At 32.7% G+C, this 16,076-nt stretch carries 15 protein-coding genes; 2 read left to right on the top strand and 13 right to left on the bottom strand.

Features of this window, described 5'->3' with window-relative positions; all coding sequences use genetic code 11:
- Positions 1–8 precede the first annotated feature (8 nt).
- The 8 genes from ACCQ40_RS07700 to ACCQ40_RS07665 form a co-directional block, all read right to left on the bottom strand.
- On the bottom strand, positions 9–1,436 hold the full coding sequence (locus ACCQ40_RS07700) for an NAD(P)/FAD-dependent oxidoreductase (RefSeq protein WP_410033270.1): 1,428 nt from the start codon (positions 1,434–1,436) through the stop codon (positions 9–11).
- A 119-nt stretch (positions 1,437–1,555) separates the two neighbouring features.
- The gene (glpK, locus tag ACCQ40_RS07695) at positions 1,556–3,058 is read right to left on the bottom strand and encodes a glycerol kinase GlpK (RefSeq protein WP_394011131.1); all 1,503 of its coding nucleotides are present in this window, start codon (positions 3,056–3,058) and stop codon (positions 1,556–1,558) included.
- A 9-nt stretch (positions 3,059–3,067) separates the two neighbouring features.
- The gene (locus ACCQ40_RS07690; protein ID WP_410033269.1) at positions 3,068–3,637 is read right to left on the bottom strand and encodes a glycerol-3-phosphate responsive antiterminator; all 570 of its coding nucleotides are present in this window, start codon (positions 3,635–3,637) and stop codon (positions 3,068–3,070) included.
- Positions 3,638–3,767: 130 nt separating this feature from the next.
- Positions 3,768–4,364 (bottom strand): sugar transferase, encoded by a 597-nt coding sequence (locus tag ACCQ40_RS07685; protein WP_394011129.1) that lies wholly within the window; start codon positions 4,362–4,364, stop codon positions 3,768–3,770.
- A 23-nt stretch (positions 4,365–4,387) separates the two neighbouring features.
- Positions 4,388–5,086 (bottom strand): pseudouridine synthase, encoded by a 699-nt coding sequence (locus ACCQ40_RS07680; protein ID WP_410033268.1) that lies wholly within the window; start codon positions 5,084–5,086, stop codon positions 4,388–4,390.
- Positions 5,083–5,409: a PadR family transcriptional regulator gene (locus ACCQ40_RS07675; protein ID WP_410033267.1), complete on the bottom strand. Its 327-nt coding sequence runs from the start codon at positions 5,407–5,409 to the stop codon at positions 5,083–5,085. Before ACCQ40_RS07675 ends, ACCQ40_RS07680 begins: the two co-directional genes overlap by 4 nt.
- 40 nt (positions 5,410–5,449) lie before the next feature.
- Entirely contained in the window at positions 5,450–8,026 is a 2,577-nt protein-coding gene (locus ACCQ40_RS07670; protein ID WP_410033266.1) for an ATP-dependent DNA helicase, read from the bottom strand.
- Entirely contained in the window at positions 8,023–8,523 is a 501-nt protein-coding gene (locus tag ACCQ40_RS07665; RefSeq protein WP_410033265.1) for a GNAT family N-acetyltransferase, read from the bottom strand. The genes ACCQ40_RS07670 and ACCQ40_RS07665 overlap by 4 nt, the downstream gene beginning before the upstream one ends.
- Positions 8,524–8,617: 94 nt before the next feature.
- Here ACCQ40_RS07665 and ACCQ40_RS07660 point away from each other — a divergent pair, with 94 nt between their 5' ends.
- Positions 8,618–9,793: an NAD(P)/FAD-dependent oxidoreductase gene (locus ACCQ40_RS07660; protein ID WP_410033264.1), complete on the top strand. Its 1,176-nt coding sequence runs from the start codon at positions 8,618–8,620 to the stop codon at positions 9,791–9,793.
- Positions 9,794–9,909: 116 nt separating this feature from the next.
- On the opposite strand, the gene ACCQ40_RS07655 is transcribed toward ACCQ40_RS07660, so the two are convergent.
- From ACCQ40_RS07655 to ilvA, 4 genes are read right to left on the bottom strand one after another with little or no spacing between them, the layout of a single operon-like run.
- A complete protein-coding gene (locus ACCQ40_RS07655) occupies positions 9,910–11,202 on the bottom strand; it encodes an NAD(P)H-dependent oxidoreductase (RefSeq protein ID WP_410033263.1) in 1,293 nt (430 codons plus the stop codon).
- Positions 11,195–12,403, bottom strand: coding sequence for an aminoacetone oxidase family FAD-binding enzyme (locus ACCQ40_RS07650; protein WP_410033262.1), 1,209 nt, complete (start codon positions 12,401–12,403; stop codon positions 11,195–11,197). Before ACCQ40_RS07650 ends, ACCQ40_RS07655 begins: the two co-directional genes overlap by 8 nt.
- Complete coding sequence (locus ACCQ40_RS07645) at positions 12,400–13,827, bottom strand: UDP-N-acetylmuramoyl-L-alanyl-D-glutamate--2,6-diaminopimelate ligase (RefSeq protein ID WP_410033261.1); 1,428 nt, start codon at positions 13,825–13,827, stop codon at positions 12,400–12,402. Before ACCQ40_RS07645 ends, ACCQ40_RS07650 begins: the two co-directional genes overlap by 4 nt.
- Positions 13,824–15,008 (bottom strand): threonine ammonia-lyase, encoded by a 1,185-nt coding sequence (gene ilvA, locus ACCQ40_RS07640; protein ID WP_410033260.1) that lies wholly within the window; start codon positions 15,006–15,008, stop codon positions 13,824–13,826. The genes ACCQ40_RS07645 and ilvA overlap by 4 nt, the downstream gene beginning before the upstream one ends.
- 36 nt (positions 15,009–15,044) lie before the next feature.
- Here ilvA and ACCQ40_RS07635 point away from each other — a divergent pair, with 36 nt between their 5' ends.
- Entirely contained in the window at positions 15,045–15,746 is a 702-nt protein-coding gene (locus ACCQ40_RS07635) for a hypothetical protein (protein ID WP_410033259.1), read from the top strand.
- Between the two features lie 62 nt (positions 15,747–15,808).
- Here the strand turns inward: ACCQ40_RS07635 and ACCQ40_RS07630 are convergent, their stop codons facing one another.
- Positions 15,809–16,039: a glutaredoxin family protein gene (locus ACCQ40_RS07630; RefSeq protein ID WP_394011118.1), complete on the bottom strand. Its 231-nt coding sequence runs from the start codon at positions 16,037–16,039 to the stop codon at positions 15,809–15,811.
- Positions 16,040–16,076 lie beyond the last annotated feature (37 nt).

The following is a 16,076-nucleotide window of genomic DNA, read 5'->3' as shown; positions in this document are numbered from 1 at the left end:
ATCTCTCCTTACTTAGCTCTTTTTTCAATGTAATAAGAATTGTTACCTTTTTTGGTAATTTCTTCTTCATCTACTCCCAGTTCACGGGCCAAAATTTCTATTATTGATGGTAAACAAAAGCCTCCTTGGCACCTACCTGCTGTTGCACGAACACGTCTTTTTATACCATCTACTGTTGTTGCACCTAGTGGACTATGGATGGCATCTACAATTTCGCCTTCTGTTACTTTTTCGCATCTACAGATGATTTTTCCGTAAAGCGGATTTTCTTTTATAAGTTCATTGTGAGCTTCTGTACTCATCTCACTTGTTTTTGGGATAGGGTTTCTACCTGCTTTAAATGCTTTATTATCTGCTAAGTCTAGGGATTCTTTTACTAAATTTGCCATATATTTTCCAATTGCTGGTGCTGAGGTAAGGCCTGGGGATTCGATACCTACACAGTCAAAAAAACCTTTTTGACTTTCTTCTAGGATAAAGTCTCCACCACTTTCATGAGCTCTGTTTCCAGAAAATGAAGTAATTACTTGGCGAACTGGAACATTTTCTACTGTATCTTCTACTTTTTCTATCACTTCTTCTATTCTTTTTTGAGTAGTTACTAAATCTGCCTTATCATCTACAAAGTCAGATGTAGGGCCGATTAAAGTATTGCCATCGATTGTAGGAGTAACTAGGATTCCCTTTCCTTTTTCTGTTGGTAAGTTAAATAACACATGGCTTACAAAACCACGAGTTGCCTTATCTAAAAGTAAATATTCTCCACGGCGGGCTCTTATTTCAAATTTATCATCATGCATAATAGCATCATGGATGGCATCGGAGTATAAACCTGCTGCATTTACTACTGAACGTGTTTCGATTGTTTCACCATTTTGAGTTGTTAATACGTAATGGTCATCGATTTTTTCTATACCAGTAATTTCTGTATTAAATTTATAGTCTACTCCATTTAAGTTTGAGCCTTCTGCATAGGAAATATTCATTAAAAATGGATCTACAATGCCAGCTTCCTCACAAAGTAAAGCGGCATATACATCTTTTTCTACATTTGGTTCCATTTCTAGTATTTCTTCATTGTAGATAATTTTCATACCGCCAACGCCATTTTCTATACCTTGGTCGTATAGGGCTTGTAATTTATCAAAATCTTCTTCCTTGTGGCATAAAACTAAGGTACCGATTCTATGGTATGGAAAGTCTAATTCTTTTGATAGAGCTTCCATCATGTGATTACCTTCCACATTCATTTTTGCTTTCATAGAGCCTGGTTTAGCATCATAACCACCGTGGCAGATACCAGAGTTTGCTTTACTTGTTTCTTCACAAACATCTGAGTGTTTTTCTACTACTAAAAAATCTCCCTCATATTTGGATAGATTATAAGCTACAGATGCTCCTGTGACACCTGCACCAATTATAACAACGTCTTTCATTATTTTCTCCTTTATATAAAACAAAAAAGAGCTACTTTGCTAGGTACTTTTGGGTAAAGTACGCCTATATCTGTCAAAGTAACTCTTTTCTCTAAACTATTTTGTTATATATTATTATTCTACTTCAAATCCTTCGCCCAGTCCACTGATCTTGAAATTGCTTTTTGCCAGTTATAGTCTTTTTTATCTCTTTCTTCTCTAGAAATCTCTGGAGTAAAGACTTTATCAACTTGACGATTTTCAATAATTTCATCTAAGCTTGTAAAGTAATCTACTGCAAGACCTGCTAAGTACGCTGCACCTAGGGCTGTTGTTTCTAATGTTTTTGGTCTTTCTACACTTGTTTGGATCATGTCAGATTGAAATTGCATTAAGAAGTTATTTGCGCTTGCCCCACCGTCTACTTTTAGCTCTTTTAATTCATTTCCAGAATCTATAGACATGGCTGAAAGTACGTCATTTGTTAAATATGCAAGGGACTCTAAAGTTGCACGAACGATATGGTATTTGCTAGTTCCTCTTGTAATACCAACGATTGTTCCACGGGCATATGGGTCCCAGTATGGAGCGCCTAGCCCTGTAAAGGCAGGAACTACATAGCAACCATCTGTATCATCTACCTTTGTTGCAAGATATTCTGTATCATCTGAAGCATCTACTATTCTAAGCTCATCTCTTAGCCATTGGATAGCAGATCCTGCTACGAAAATTGAACCTTCTAGGGCATAGTTTACTTTTCCTTCTTCTAGTCCCCAAGCAATTGTAGTAATAAGCCCATTATCACTTCTTACCGCTTCTTCTCCTGTGTTCATAAGTAGGAAGGCACCTGTTCCGTAAGTATTTTTTGCTTCACCTGCATTAAAGCATGTTTGTCCAAATAGTGCTGCTTGTTGGTCACCTGCAATACCTGCTATAGGAATTGGTGAGCCAAATAATCTATCGCTTGTTTCACCATAAACGTAGGAAGATGGTTTTACATCTGGTAGCATGCACTTTGGAATATTTAACATTTCTAGAAGCTCATCATCCCATTCTAAAGTATGGATATTATAAAGCATAGTTCTTGATGCGTTTGTATAATCTGTTATGTGAACTTCACCACGAGTTAGGTTATATACTAACCATGTATCAACTGTACCGAATAATAATTCGCCATTTTCTGCTCTTTGCTGACCATTTTCAATATTATCTAAAATCCATCTAATTTTTGTACCTGAAAAATATGGGTCAACTACAAGACCAGTTTTTTCTTTAATCATTTTGCCATAGCCATCTTCTACAAGTTTATCAGCCATATCAGCTGTACGACGACATTGCCAAACGATTGCATTATATACAGGACGGCCTGTTTCTTTTTCCCAAACTATGGTTGTTTCACGTTGGTTGGTAATACCAATACCAGCAATTTCAGAAGCATCAATATTTTCTTTTGCCATAGCTTCTGTACAAACTCCAAGTTGAGTTGACCAGATTTCTGATGGATCATGCTCTACCCAACCTGGTTTTGGAAAATGTTGGGTAAACTCTTTTTGTGCAACAGAAATAATTTCACCTTTTTTGTTAAAAATAATCGCTCTGTTACTGGTTGTACCAGCATCTAAGGCCATAATGTAATCTTTCATATTATCCTCCTACATTTGCCATACATTATAATTTGATGATGAGATTGCAAGCGCTCCAGAATTTATAGCAGCCATGACCTCTTCTTTTGAAGATATTAGACCACCAGCTACAATTGGGTTATTAGTTCGTTTTTTTATATTTGCTATCATATTTGGCATTATGCCAGGTAGAATTTCTATGACATCGCAGTTTATATCTTTTATAGTCTGTTTCATATTTTCATAGCTCATGCTATCAAATACAAAAAATCTTAAAACTGCAAAAAGCCCAAGTTTTCTAGCGTAAATAACGTTTGCAGGTTTTGTAGAGATAATCCCGTCTGCTTCAGTATATTTCTTTATAAAACTTGCTGAAAAAGTTGAGCTAGATAGACCCTCGATAAGATCTTCGTGAACTATTACAATCTTACCATTAGCCTTTAATTTTTTAACGATGACTGGAATAGTTTCAAGGTTTCCATAAAGTACAAATACTATTTTATTTTCACTTTCCAGGCACTTATTAAAATCTTTGTTATTTTTTATAGCCATAATGACAGGATTTTTATATAGTTCTTCGAAAATACTTTCGTTTGGCATATATCCTCCCAATAATATATAAACGAGCCCCTAAAATATTTACTTGGCTCGTTCTCATCACTCATATTATTACACCCATACTTTAACATAATTTGTCAAGGATTGCAAATATTTTCCTTAAAACTTTAGTCTAGAAGTTTTGTTTGCCTTCAGTTACTCCTTCACTTGACAAAACCTTTGGTATGGTCATCAAAAGAATTTTTAAATCATTGATGAAACTAATATTTTCCGCATATTTGCCATCTGTCTCAGCTTTTAATTTCGGAGATAGATTATCCCTGCCAGATATCTGAGAAAGTCCAGTTATACCTGGTTTTGCAACGTATGCTCCATTTGCTGCTCTTAAATCTAAAAGTTCTTTTTCTTTTAAAATAACTGGTCTAGGACCTACAAAGCTCATTTCTCCTCTTAAAATATTTATTAATTGAGGAAGCTCATCTAAAGATGTTTTTCTTAAAAATTTTCCTAAAGGAGTTATGAATTCTTCTGGATGTTCTAACTCCCATGTAGAAGCGTTTTTTGGAGCAGTCATTTTCATAGACCTAAACTTATAACATAAAAAAGGCATATTGTACATACCGGCCCTTTCTTGCTTAAAGTAAACTGTCCCATCTGGTTCTTCTATTTTTGAAATGATTGCTATTATCAAAAATAAGGGACTAAGAAGGATTAGTAGTATTAAGGCTAATAAAAAATCCAGAATATTTTTTATATATTTTTGATACATATAACCCTCCTTATTTATGCATCTTAATTGGGGAAAAGACTTAGCTCCTCCTCATGTAACTCTCTATAAGATCCTTCTGCTAAAAATGGATCTAATTCTAAATTTCCTATGGCTATGCGTTTTAACCCTACTACTTCATTGCCTAGATTTGAAAATAATCTTTTTACCAAGTGAAATTTGCCCTCGGTAACTTTTACGATTGCTTTTTTCTCATCTATTATTTCAAGTTTGGCAGGACGGGCTATATAGCCTTCTTCTTTTATTTCCACACCTTCTTTAAATGCTTCTATAAAAGATTCATCTATAGGATCACGTGTGTCTACTTCATAAGTTTTTTCTATATTTGAGTTTGGACTAGTAATAGTGTGTACAAATTTTCCATCAGTTGATAAAAGCAAAAGCCCTGTTGTATCTTTATCAAGCCTACCAGCTATAGATAAGTCAAGCATTTGGTAAAAATCATCTAGCAAATCTATCACAGTTTCATCTTGATCTACTGTAGCTGATAAAACTCCAGCTGGTTTGTTCATCATTATATAAATATTTTCAAAGTATTCTACATATTGACCTAGGTAGTAAACTTCATCAACATTTGGGTCAACTTGAGTTGATGTATCTTTTACAATCTCACCATTTATAACTAGGGCACCCTTTTTTGCATTTCTTTTTATATTGCGTCTAGTATCTAGCTTGGAATTGCCTATCATCTTATCTACTCTCATTTGTTCCCCTTTTCTATTACCTTATAAACTGCTTGGTTAAGTTCCTCATAGTTTACATAAAAATTTGTTAGATATTCTCTACCCTTTGCTGTAATATAATAATATTTTCTTTTGGGACCTATTTCTGATTTTTTGTAGCCACCTAAAATATAACCTTTTTTTGTAAGTCTGGTCAAAATTGGGTAGACTGTTCCCTCAGTCATAGTATAAAAACCACTGCGTTTCAGCTCTTCTACAATTTCATATCCGTAGGTTTCATTATTTTTTATAATATGAAGGATAACTCCTTCTATAACGCCTTTTAACATTTGAGATTCTATCATATTATCACCTAACTATATTGTATAACATAGTAGGATTTTATCAATATCTATCACAATAATATTTCATAGGACAGTACTTACATTCATTCTTGTCAGAAGTTTTCCTATATATATCATCATTTATGATTGATTTTGCAATATCATCTATAAAATCAATAGCAAAACTCGTGTCTTCTATTACTTTCAATTCATCCTTATTTACAAAATATAGGTAAAGCTTATTTATATCTTCCCTATTATACTCCATTAAAAACTTGTAGGTAAGGACTTGGTTTTGGTATTTTTCTAAGGTATTTATATCATAATCTCCAGTTTTTATATCTAAAATAGAACCATCCTCTAGGATAATATCTACATTACCTTGAAGGATATAAAAATTTCTATCAGCCTTAAAATTTACCTCACTTGCCTTTACAGCAAAATCCTTATTTTTAAAGTTTTCTAAGGGATCCTTGTAGGCAGGATTATTTTTAAATAAGTCTTTAAAAAACTTATTTTCTAAATCTATTTCTGGATTTTTTGCTAAATATTCGCTAAGCTTATGGACATTTGTACCAAATTCTAGGCTTTTACTTAAGGGCAACCTAAAGGATAATTTCCTTAAAAACTTGTATTTTAAAGGACAAGCAGCATATACTTCTATATCTGTAGTATAAGCTAGGATTGGTTTTTCCTTTTTTGGCTCATCTTTTTTAAAATCTATGGTTTTAAGTGCCGAGCTATCTGGCAGAGTATTTGCAAAATTAATTAGATTAATATTTCTAGAATTATCTAAAACAACTAAAAGCTTTTTAGCGCGAGTAAAGGCTGTGTAGTACTTCCTATAAAAGTCACGCTCGCCGCTATCATCATTGGCACTTGTTTTTTCATAGGCTGATAAAAAAGATTTTCTATCAGGTCTTGGATAGTCATTTAGCCCAGATACAAATACTACATCAAATTCTAGTCCCTTAGCATTGTGTATAGTCATAAAGTTTATGGCATCACTTGCCTCTGCTTGGTCTTCAAATTCTTTTATGGCCTTGGTTTTATAAAGGTAGAATAAATAGCCATAGATAAATTCTATGTAGTAAGTATCACTTTTTTTATCAAAAAGTTCTTCATATTCGCTTACTTTTTGGCTAAAAATCGCAATATTGTTTAAGGCTTTTTGGCTTCCCAGACTGTCTAATTTTTGATTTAAAATCTCTTTTAAAATATCTAAATTAAAAGACTTATATAAAACTTCACTAAGGCTAATATCTTTTGCGTTTTGAAAAGCTGCTATAAATTTATCCATCCTAGTAGACTTGAAAGATTGGTCATCAAATAAATTTGCTATGTATCTTCTAAAATAAAGCTTATCTAGCTCATCTTTGGACAAATCTTTTTGGTAGCCTAAGTTTGATGGGTAGGCTGTAAAAGTTTTAGCAAAGATATACATTAAAATTTTTATCTCATAGGAGTCAAAAAAATTGGTACTGGATTTATTTATAACTGGTAGACCTTGTTTTTCCAAATAATTTTGTAAATTTTTAGCATAGGTATTATTTAAAGTGGGAAATAGAAAGGCTATTTGATTAAGATTTATATCCTTATTTAAAATCTTTATTATTTTTGTAAGGTTTTCTAGATTCTCTGCCTTGGCCCTTACTATAGTATTTTGATTTTTTTCACCCTCTGCAGCCACTAGATTTTTAGTAAATTCTTTTTCTTTTTCGTTATTATTTATAAAATTTTGGGCAAGGTCTATAATTGCTTGGTTTGACCTATAATTTACATTTAGCTTGTAAAAATTTGCAGGCTCTCCCAATTTTTCTCTACAAACTTCATTAAAATTTAATAAGTTTTTTGGATCTGCTCCCCTAAACCTATAAAGAGCCTGGTCATCATCTCCAAATACCATAATATTTTTATTTTTTAATAGCTTAAAGGCTATTTCCTGTTGGATATAGTTGGTATCTTGGTATTCATCAATGATTACATAATCAATATTTTCTCGTATTTGAGGACCTATTTTAGGATCAGAAAGTAAATCGTAAAAGTTTTTTAAAATCATCTGAAAATTTAAAAGGTGGTTTTCTTCTAAAATTTTTAAATGAGTTTTATAAATTTCATAGGCTAGCTTGTCATCTTTGTTAGATGAATTTTCTAAGATCTTAACATCTATGAGGTTATTGGTTATTTTTGCAAAAATATCTTGGATAGTATAAATCTCATAGCCATTTATTAGGTCCTTAAAGCCTTTTATATGATAAAACTTTTCTATATTTTTTTCTAATAAATAACCCTCCATTTGAGGCTCTATTACCTTATTATCAAAAAATTTATCATCAAGTTTTTTATAGTTTGCTAGAAAAATATTGGCCAAATTGTGAAAGTTGCCAATTTTTAAATCGGCAAGGTCTGTATTTATTCCTTCTTTTTTAAATTCTGTAATTATCCTAGTATTAAGCTCTGCTGCAGCCTTTTTTGTAAAGGTAGTTATCAATATTTTATTGGCAGGGATATTGTGGTTTTTTACTAGGTCTACAACTTTTTTTACAATGGTAAAAGTCTTTCCAGTTCCAGGTCCTGCTATAACTGCAGCTGGAGTCTTTCCTTCTTCTATAATTAGTTTTTGAGCTTCATTTATCATAGCAATAATTCATAGGCTAGGCGTGGTTTAGTCTTACCATTATCTTTGATATAAATTTGACCTAAAAATTCAAAACCCATTTTTTCAATTAATCCACGCATTTTAAAATTATCCTCATGGGTGTCTATTCTTAGAGAGTCTTTTCCATTTTCCTTAGCAAAAGCTATTATTTCATCAAAAAATTTACTAGCAACTCCTTTGCCCTTAGCTTCATTTGCTACACAAAAAGTATGAATGGTATAAGCATTATTTCCTTTTACTAGATTCATAACAGAAGCATAGGTTGGTTCATATTCTTCTGAAAGATAGGCATAGGCTAGGATATTTTCATCCCTTTCATAGACATAGGAATTTCCACTAGTAATTTGCCTGCCTACTAGCATATTATCTGGGCTTCCATTTTGCCATTGGTCAACTCCATCATTTTTTAGAGCTTCTTTTGCTTGATCAATTATATTAATAATATTTTTTAAATCTTTTAAACTTGCTTTTTTCATACAAATATTATACCTTTTTATTAGTTTATATATTTTCTATTAAATCGGGTATTAGTACATATAGATTATAAACTTACTTATAAAGGGGATTATTATGTACGATTATTTAATTATAGGTAACGGTATAGCCGGCCTTTCAGCGACAGAAGAAATTAGAAAAAAAGACAGTGATGCTACTATACTTATAGTTTCAGAAGAAAAATCTAGCACCTATTGGAGAACAAGACTTTCTCATCTAATTAGCCAAGAGTTTAATAAAGATGATTTATTTGTAAAAAAACAACCTTGGTATGATGAAAGAAAGATAGACGAAAGACTTGAATGTTGCATTAAAAAAATTGATACAGAAAAAAACGTTGCCATTCTTTGTGATGAAGAAGAAATAGAATATGGTAAAGTTTTATTAGCAACTGGAGCTAGACCATTTGTGCCACCTATTAAAAATATCGATAGCAAGGGTGTTTTCGCTATTAGAACTATTGATGACTTGATGAACTTTAAAGACTATGTAAATGGCAAAGATAAGGTTGTAGTAATCGGCGGTGGGATACTAGGTCTTGAAGCAGCCCACGCTGCCCTACTTTTGGGTAAAGATGTAACAGTTATAGAAAGCTTTGACTACCTACTTTCTCGCCAGTTAGACCAAGACCTATCAGAAAAGTTAGAAAAAACTTTAAATGATATGGGCATTAAAACCTATACTGGTAAATTTACAGAAGAAATCCTAGCAGAAGATGGAATTGTAAAGGGAATAAAACTTGCTGATGGTACAGAAATCCCAGCAGATGCAATTATGGTCCAAGCTGGTATTCGTTCTAACGTTGATGTAGCCAAAGAATCTGGCCTAGATGTAGAACGTGGTGTCATTGTAGATGATAGTCTAAAAACAAAATATGATAATGTCTACGCAGCAGGAGACTGTGCACAAATAGGTGATTTTACTATAGGTCTTTGGACAAGCAGTATGGAAATGGGAAAAATTGCCGGAAATAATATGGTTGGAGATAGCCAAGTTTACGAAAAACCAAAACCATTCTCATTACTTACCATAGGAGATACAAAAATATTTTCAGCAGGTCTTAGTTCAGCAGAAGGTATTGAGGAATTAAAAGTTGAAAGAGACGGTAATATCTACAAGTTATTTAAATTAGATGATACATTTGTAGGTGGTATCCTTTGGGGAGATATCAAGTATCAAAATGATGTGAAAGATATTGTATTTAATGGAAAAGACTTGGAAGAGACAAAACTTGGAGAACTTTTTAAATAGAAAAATTTATTAATCTATTTTACAATTTGTAGCTGACTATATAAATTGCTTGTCAATTTTAATTTATAAACCCAAACAAAAAAATCGAAATGGACCTTCCATTTCGATTTTTTTAATTACAGTTTCATTGAGTTTTGTCTATGTCTTAGTCTTGTTATAGTTGCCCTATCATCTACTTCTACCATCGTCATATCTATTAGCGTATCTTTTGGAATATCAACTGTTGCTACTGTTTTTTCTGTTATCATACCTATTGGTAGTAGGGCTTCTTGGATAGATCTGGTGTGGCTAGTGATTTTCCCGTAGACTTTTTCACTTCCTATACCATCAAGTGTTTCACCTTTTTTAATATCTCGTTTTGCAATAGTGACTGTATCTGCTACTTGCCCTTGGATAGGAGCTATCGTTGCTTCATTTTCTACAACTGCCTTATAAATAGTAATTGGCGCTTCTAGGCTTGTGAGGTGGTAAGGTCTATACATTAGATAGTTTGGCCCATCTCCAAATCCTAAAAATTTCATCAAGTCACGGACATCTTCTTTATCACTTGTTACTATGATAAATACTCCTGGTGCCATGCCTTTTGAAAATTCTACAACCTTGTAGTTATCAAGATTTCCGCCATCTTGCTTTAGCTTAAAATCTTCTACTGCTTTTTCTGGACTGGTTTCTATACCGTGGCAGCCAAAGGTATCTGGTAAAAATCCTAAGGCGTTACAAACACTTGTTAGCTCAAGCATAGTATTTGTACCATCCACAAAACTTGTTAGCATTTTTGGAGAAAGTTGTTTTTCTCTTGCTTCTTCCTTTAATGTTTCTGGAGTAGCGTACTCATCAAGTCTGTTATTTTTACCTTTAGCAGCTACCAATACATCTAATCCCATACCAAAGGCATCTTCGCAAAGATCTATAATCGCACCTGGTTCATCACCTAGGATTCCTGTGTAAACTACACCAGCTTTTTTGGCCATATCATGTAAAACTGGACCAACTGTTGCCTCACACTCTACATTAAAGGAAATCATGTGCTTGTGGTATTGGATAGTTTTTCTAGCTATTACTGCTCCAAAAGCTGGGTTGCCTGTACAATCTATGACAGCATTTATTTGTAAAAGTTTGTAGCAAAGTCTATAGTTAGTTGAAACACAAACATAGCCTTTTTCTAAAACTTCATAACCTTCGTTATAGTCATCGGTATAAATAATTTTATCTTCAGCAATACCTGCTTTTTTCAAAGCTTCGATTGCTTTTTGAGGAGTTCTATCAAAAACAAGCTTAACTTCCATAGCATCCATATTAGATAGTTGGGAAATAAGGCTAGTACCCATTTTTCCAGCACCCATTATGGCAAGCTTGATTGACTCTCCATTATATTTCATTTCATTTAGTTCTCTACTTATTTTAAACATCTAAGCTCCTTAAATAATCACTGGCTACTTTTGCACTGGAGGCTGCCCAGGAAATGTTATATCCCCCACAATCACCAGCTACATCTTGGCATTCGCCTATGAAAAATACATCTTTTTGTTTTGTAGATTCCATAGTTTTAGGATTAATAAAATTACTATCAACCCCACCAAGAGTTACTTGGGCATTTTCTATATCATGGATTTTTAAAACTTCAAATCTTAACTCTTTTAAAGTACTTACTAAACTTTCAAAATCCCTTTCATTAATCTCAAAGCCTTTTTTATGAGACTTTATATGGGATATTTTTAGTATATCATCTAGTAATTTTTCATTTATTACACCAATTAGTATATCTTTTATGGACCTTTTAGCAAATTTTGTGATAAGGCTTGCTAGATAACCAGCAAACTCTTCTCGGGAATATTCTGGGAAAAAGTCTATATATATATGAGAGGAATTTTGCTCCATAAGATTTTGAGATAAGTCGTTTGATATATCTAAAATCGCAGTTCCAGTTAACCCATAATCTTGGAAAATTACATCATCTATAGAAGATTTTATAAATTTACCATCTACATATAGACTAGCTTTGGCAGTAACCTTGGTTCCCTTGGCTTTTTTTGAAAGTTTTTCGCGTGTTTCATAATTTGTTATAGCATAGGTCATTTGAGTTATTGGAATTTCTTTTTTTATTAAATCCAAAATTTTACCGTCAGATCCAGAATTTTTCAGGGTAATACCCCCACTTGCTATCACTAATTTATCATAAGCATAAGTTTTGCCCTTAGTTTTTACTTTTTTATTTTTAAAGTCAATATCTGATACATCTTCTTCAAAGATAAAATCAGCATTTTCCTTAGCTTCTAAAAAGAGGGCATTTCTTACAGTCTTTGAGCTCATAGTTTTTGGATAGCACCTGCCAGATGGTAGGTTGGTTGTAGCTATGCCTATTTCATTAAAATATTTTATCAAATCCTCATTAGTAAAATATTTTATTGTACGGTCTATAAATTCTTGGTTATTTGCCTTAAAATTTTCCCTATCAAAATTTAGGTTGGTAAAATTGCAACGTCCATTTCCAGTTGCAAGAAGTTTTCTGCCTGCAAATTCATTTTTATCAAGAACTATTACTTCATGCTTATCCATAAAGGAGGCAAAAAACAAGCCTGCCACACCTGCCCCAATTACTAAAATTTTCATTGCCTATCAATAGCCTTTTTTACTGTTTCCATTTCATTGTAAGGAGTTTTTTCATTTCCATGAAATTTCATAAAGTGCTCTTCACCCTTACCAAGCATAAGGATATAGTCTCCAGGATTTGCCTTTTTTATAGCAAAGGTCATCGCTTCTAAACGGTCTTCTATGCGTTCGTATTCTCCACCGATTTCATCAATGCCTGCTACAATCTCATCAGTGATATGCTCATAGTTATCAAATTTTGGATCATCAGTTGTAATTACTGCAAAAACATCATTCTTTGCACAAGCATTGCCGATAAGTCTTCTAAATTCTGTATTTCTATCTCCATTGATGCCAAAAACTGCATAAGTTTTTACATCTTTTGGTATAGATTCAAAAATAGCTTCAAAGGCTCTTGGTGTGTGGGCAAAGTCTATGATAATATTTTTTTCTAAATCATTTTCTACATATTGAAATCTGGATGGCAATCCCTTAAATGACTTTAGTTTTTCAGAAATTTCTTCAAGGCTTGCTCCCATATTATTTAAGGTTGCTATAGCAGCAAGTTTGTTATAAATTTCATAATCTGCTATAGAATTTATAGTAAAATCTACTCCATTTACCTTAAAATCAGTAGTTTTTTCATTTTTTACTATATCAGTTGCCCTGTAGTCTGCTTCTTTTTCTTTACCAAAAGTGAGGCAATCGGTAAATTTCGTCTTGGCTTTTTTGCCGTATGGGTCATCTATGTTTACAATTCTTTTTTTTGAGTTTTCTAAAAGTATCATCTTTGCAGCAAAATACTCATCCATTGTTTTGTGGTAGTCTAAGTGTTCTGTGGAAAGATTGGTAAATATTCCATAGTTAAAATCTATACCGTTTAGGCGGTCTTGGATGAGGCCGTGGCTAGATGCTTCTAGGACTACATGGTCGATATTTTTTTCTAAACTCTGATTAAATATTTTATTTAAAAGGTAAATATCAGGAGTAGTATTGGCAGTATCTGATCTCTCATCACCTATAAATGTACCATCAGTACCAATATTTGTAGCATTGCCATAGATTTCTTTCATCAAATAATAAATAGTAGTTGCAGTTGTAGTTTTACCATTTGTTCCTGTTACTCCTACAACGGTCATTTTCTTTGATGGATAACCCTCTAAGACATTTGATATTTGGGCTAGGGCATACCTACTATCTGCTACTTTTATATAGTTTATTTCATCTTTAAAGTCTATATCATTTTGGTAAACTATAGTCTTTGCTCCATTTTTTATGGCATCGTCGATATACTTGTGGCCATCGCTTAGCTTCCCTAAAACAGCTACAAATATATCCCCTTCTTCTACTAATTTTGAATTATTGCTTACACTTTTTATTTCATTATCATTTTGTTTTTTAATATCTATATAGTCAATTTGTTCTACTAAACTATCAAAGGTCAATGTATTATATATCCTTTCTTAGCTATGACATCGTGGATTTTTTTAACATGGTCAGGACCGTTTGTTTCTAGGGTGATTTCTACATTTATATTTTTAAATCTGCTGGCTTCTTTTAGACTATCATGGTCTATGGATATGATATTTGCCTTAGTATAAGCAATATCTGCAAGAAGCGCTTGAAGTTTACCTGGTATGTTTGGTACTTCTAAGTTTATTCTTGTTATGCGACCTGTTTCGTATAGTCCACGATTTATAAGTTGAGAAATAAAGCTCATATCGATATTGCCCCCGCTTATAATAGAAACTACATTTTTATTATAAAAATTAAGTTTATTAAGAGCTGCAAGACTTAGGGCCCCAGATGGTTCAGCAACTAATTTATGTTTTTCCATTAGGTTTATAAAAGCCATTAGGATTTCCTCATCAGTTACTGTTATCCAATCATCCACATAGTCTTTGGCAATGTCATATGTATATGATCCAACTTCTGCAACAGCTGTACCATCAGCTATTGTATCAACACCTTCTAACTTAATTATTTTACCTTTTTTGATAGATTCTTGCATAGAACGAGCAGAATATGGCTCAACTCCAATAACTTTTATAAGTGGACTTATTTGTTTAATACATTTGGCAATTCCTGCAATAAGTCCTCCTCCACCAACTGGTACAATTACATAATCTACGTATTCTAATTCATTTATTATTTCTAGCCCTATAGTTCCTTGGCCTTCTATAACATCCAAGTCATCAAAAGGAGGGATAAAGGTGTAGCCATTTTCCTCAGCAAGCTTTATAGCATGGTCCTTACAAGCATCAAAGTTTTCTCCGTATAAAACTACATTAGCACCATATTTTAAAGTACCATCTACCTTTATCATAGGGGTTTGCTCTGGCATGCAAATAGTTGCATTAATTCCTAGTTTGTTTGCAGAATAAGCTACTCCTTGGGCATGATTACCTGCAGAAGCTGTAATAATACCCACTTCTTTTGAAGCATCATCTAGTTTTGATAATTTGTTGTAGGCTCCTCTTATTTTAAAGGAACCAGTTTTTCGTAAGTTTTCCGGTTTTATGTAAACGTTATTAGAAGCAATATCAGAAAAATATTCTGAATAAAATAAGTGGGTTGGACTTATAACCTCATCTAGTCTTTTTTTAGCATTATTAAAATCAAACATAATACACTTCCTTTCATAGATGATTATAACAATTTATTGACAAATATAAAACAGTTTTATAATGGAGTAAACTTTGATAAAATAGAAGCAACGAAAGGGGAAGAAATGAAGATACTTTTGATAATATTGGTGGCCCTATCCCTTAACTCATGTGAAACAGCTCAAGATTTTATGTATGAAAATTTTTCTTTACAAAAAAATATAGATATGGCCGATGAAAATAGTAGAAAAAATATAGAAGGAGACTTTAAACTAGATGACTTTGGTTATACTTTCCCACCGAATGTAGGACGTTTTGTACAAAATGGCTTTACCTATAATGCTAGCCTCGATGGAGAAGCTCAAAGAGAAAACTTAGAAACCATCCCAGCTGGCAAGACTGCTGATATTTACTTAAAAAAAGATGATAATCAAATTTATGTAAAAGCTACAAATACTAGCGGATCTGATATAAATATCTTAGATGCACAGATTAATTATATAGAAATTTCAAACTTTGAACTAACTAATATGGATTTTAGCCTAGGGGATATAAAATTTGGCGATGCTCTTTATGAAATAGAAACAAAAGTTGCTGATAAAGAAATTATAGAACTAAGGCAAAATACTAAGGATGCTCAAAACGACCAGTACTATATGTATCTAAACGGACAATATGTAGCAATCTTTACCATGTACCAGGGCAAACTTGCTGGAGTAGAGATAATCCCTAATGAAAGCTTATCTAGCTATAAGTAATATAAATTTTTACCTGCACTTAAAATATGCATAAAAAAAGAGGGCTAAACGCCCTTTTTTTATTATAAACCTAATTTAGCTTCAATAGCTGGTTTATCAAATCCTACGATGTCTTCGCCATCGATATTGATAACAGGAACTCCTCTGTATCCTTTAGATACTAGGTATTCTACTGCATCTGGATTTTCATCTATGTTTAATTCTGTAAATTCAATGTCATTATCATTGAAATATTGTTTTGCTGCTTTACAGAAAACACAAGTATTTGATGTATAAATTTTAATATCTGCCATCTTTAACTCCTTCACTTTTACTCTACTTATATACTTA

The organism is Anaerococcus cruorum, from assembly GCF_046365495.1.
In the GTDB taxonomy this organism is placed as follows: domain Bacteria; phylum Bacillota; class Clostridia; order Tissierellales; family Peptoniphilaceae; genus Anaerococcus; species Anaerococcus cruorum.
The sequence above is the reverse complement of the archived record's forward strand: the minus strand, read 5'-3'. Positions and strand labels throughout refer to the sequence as shown.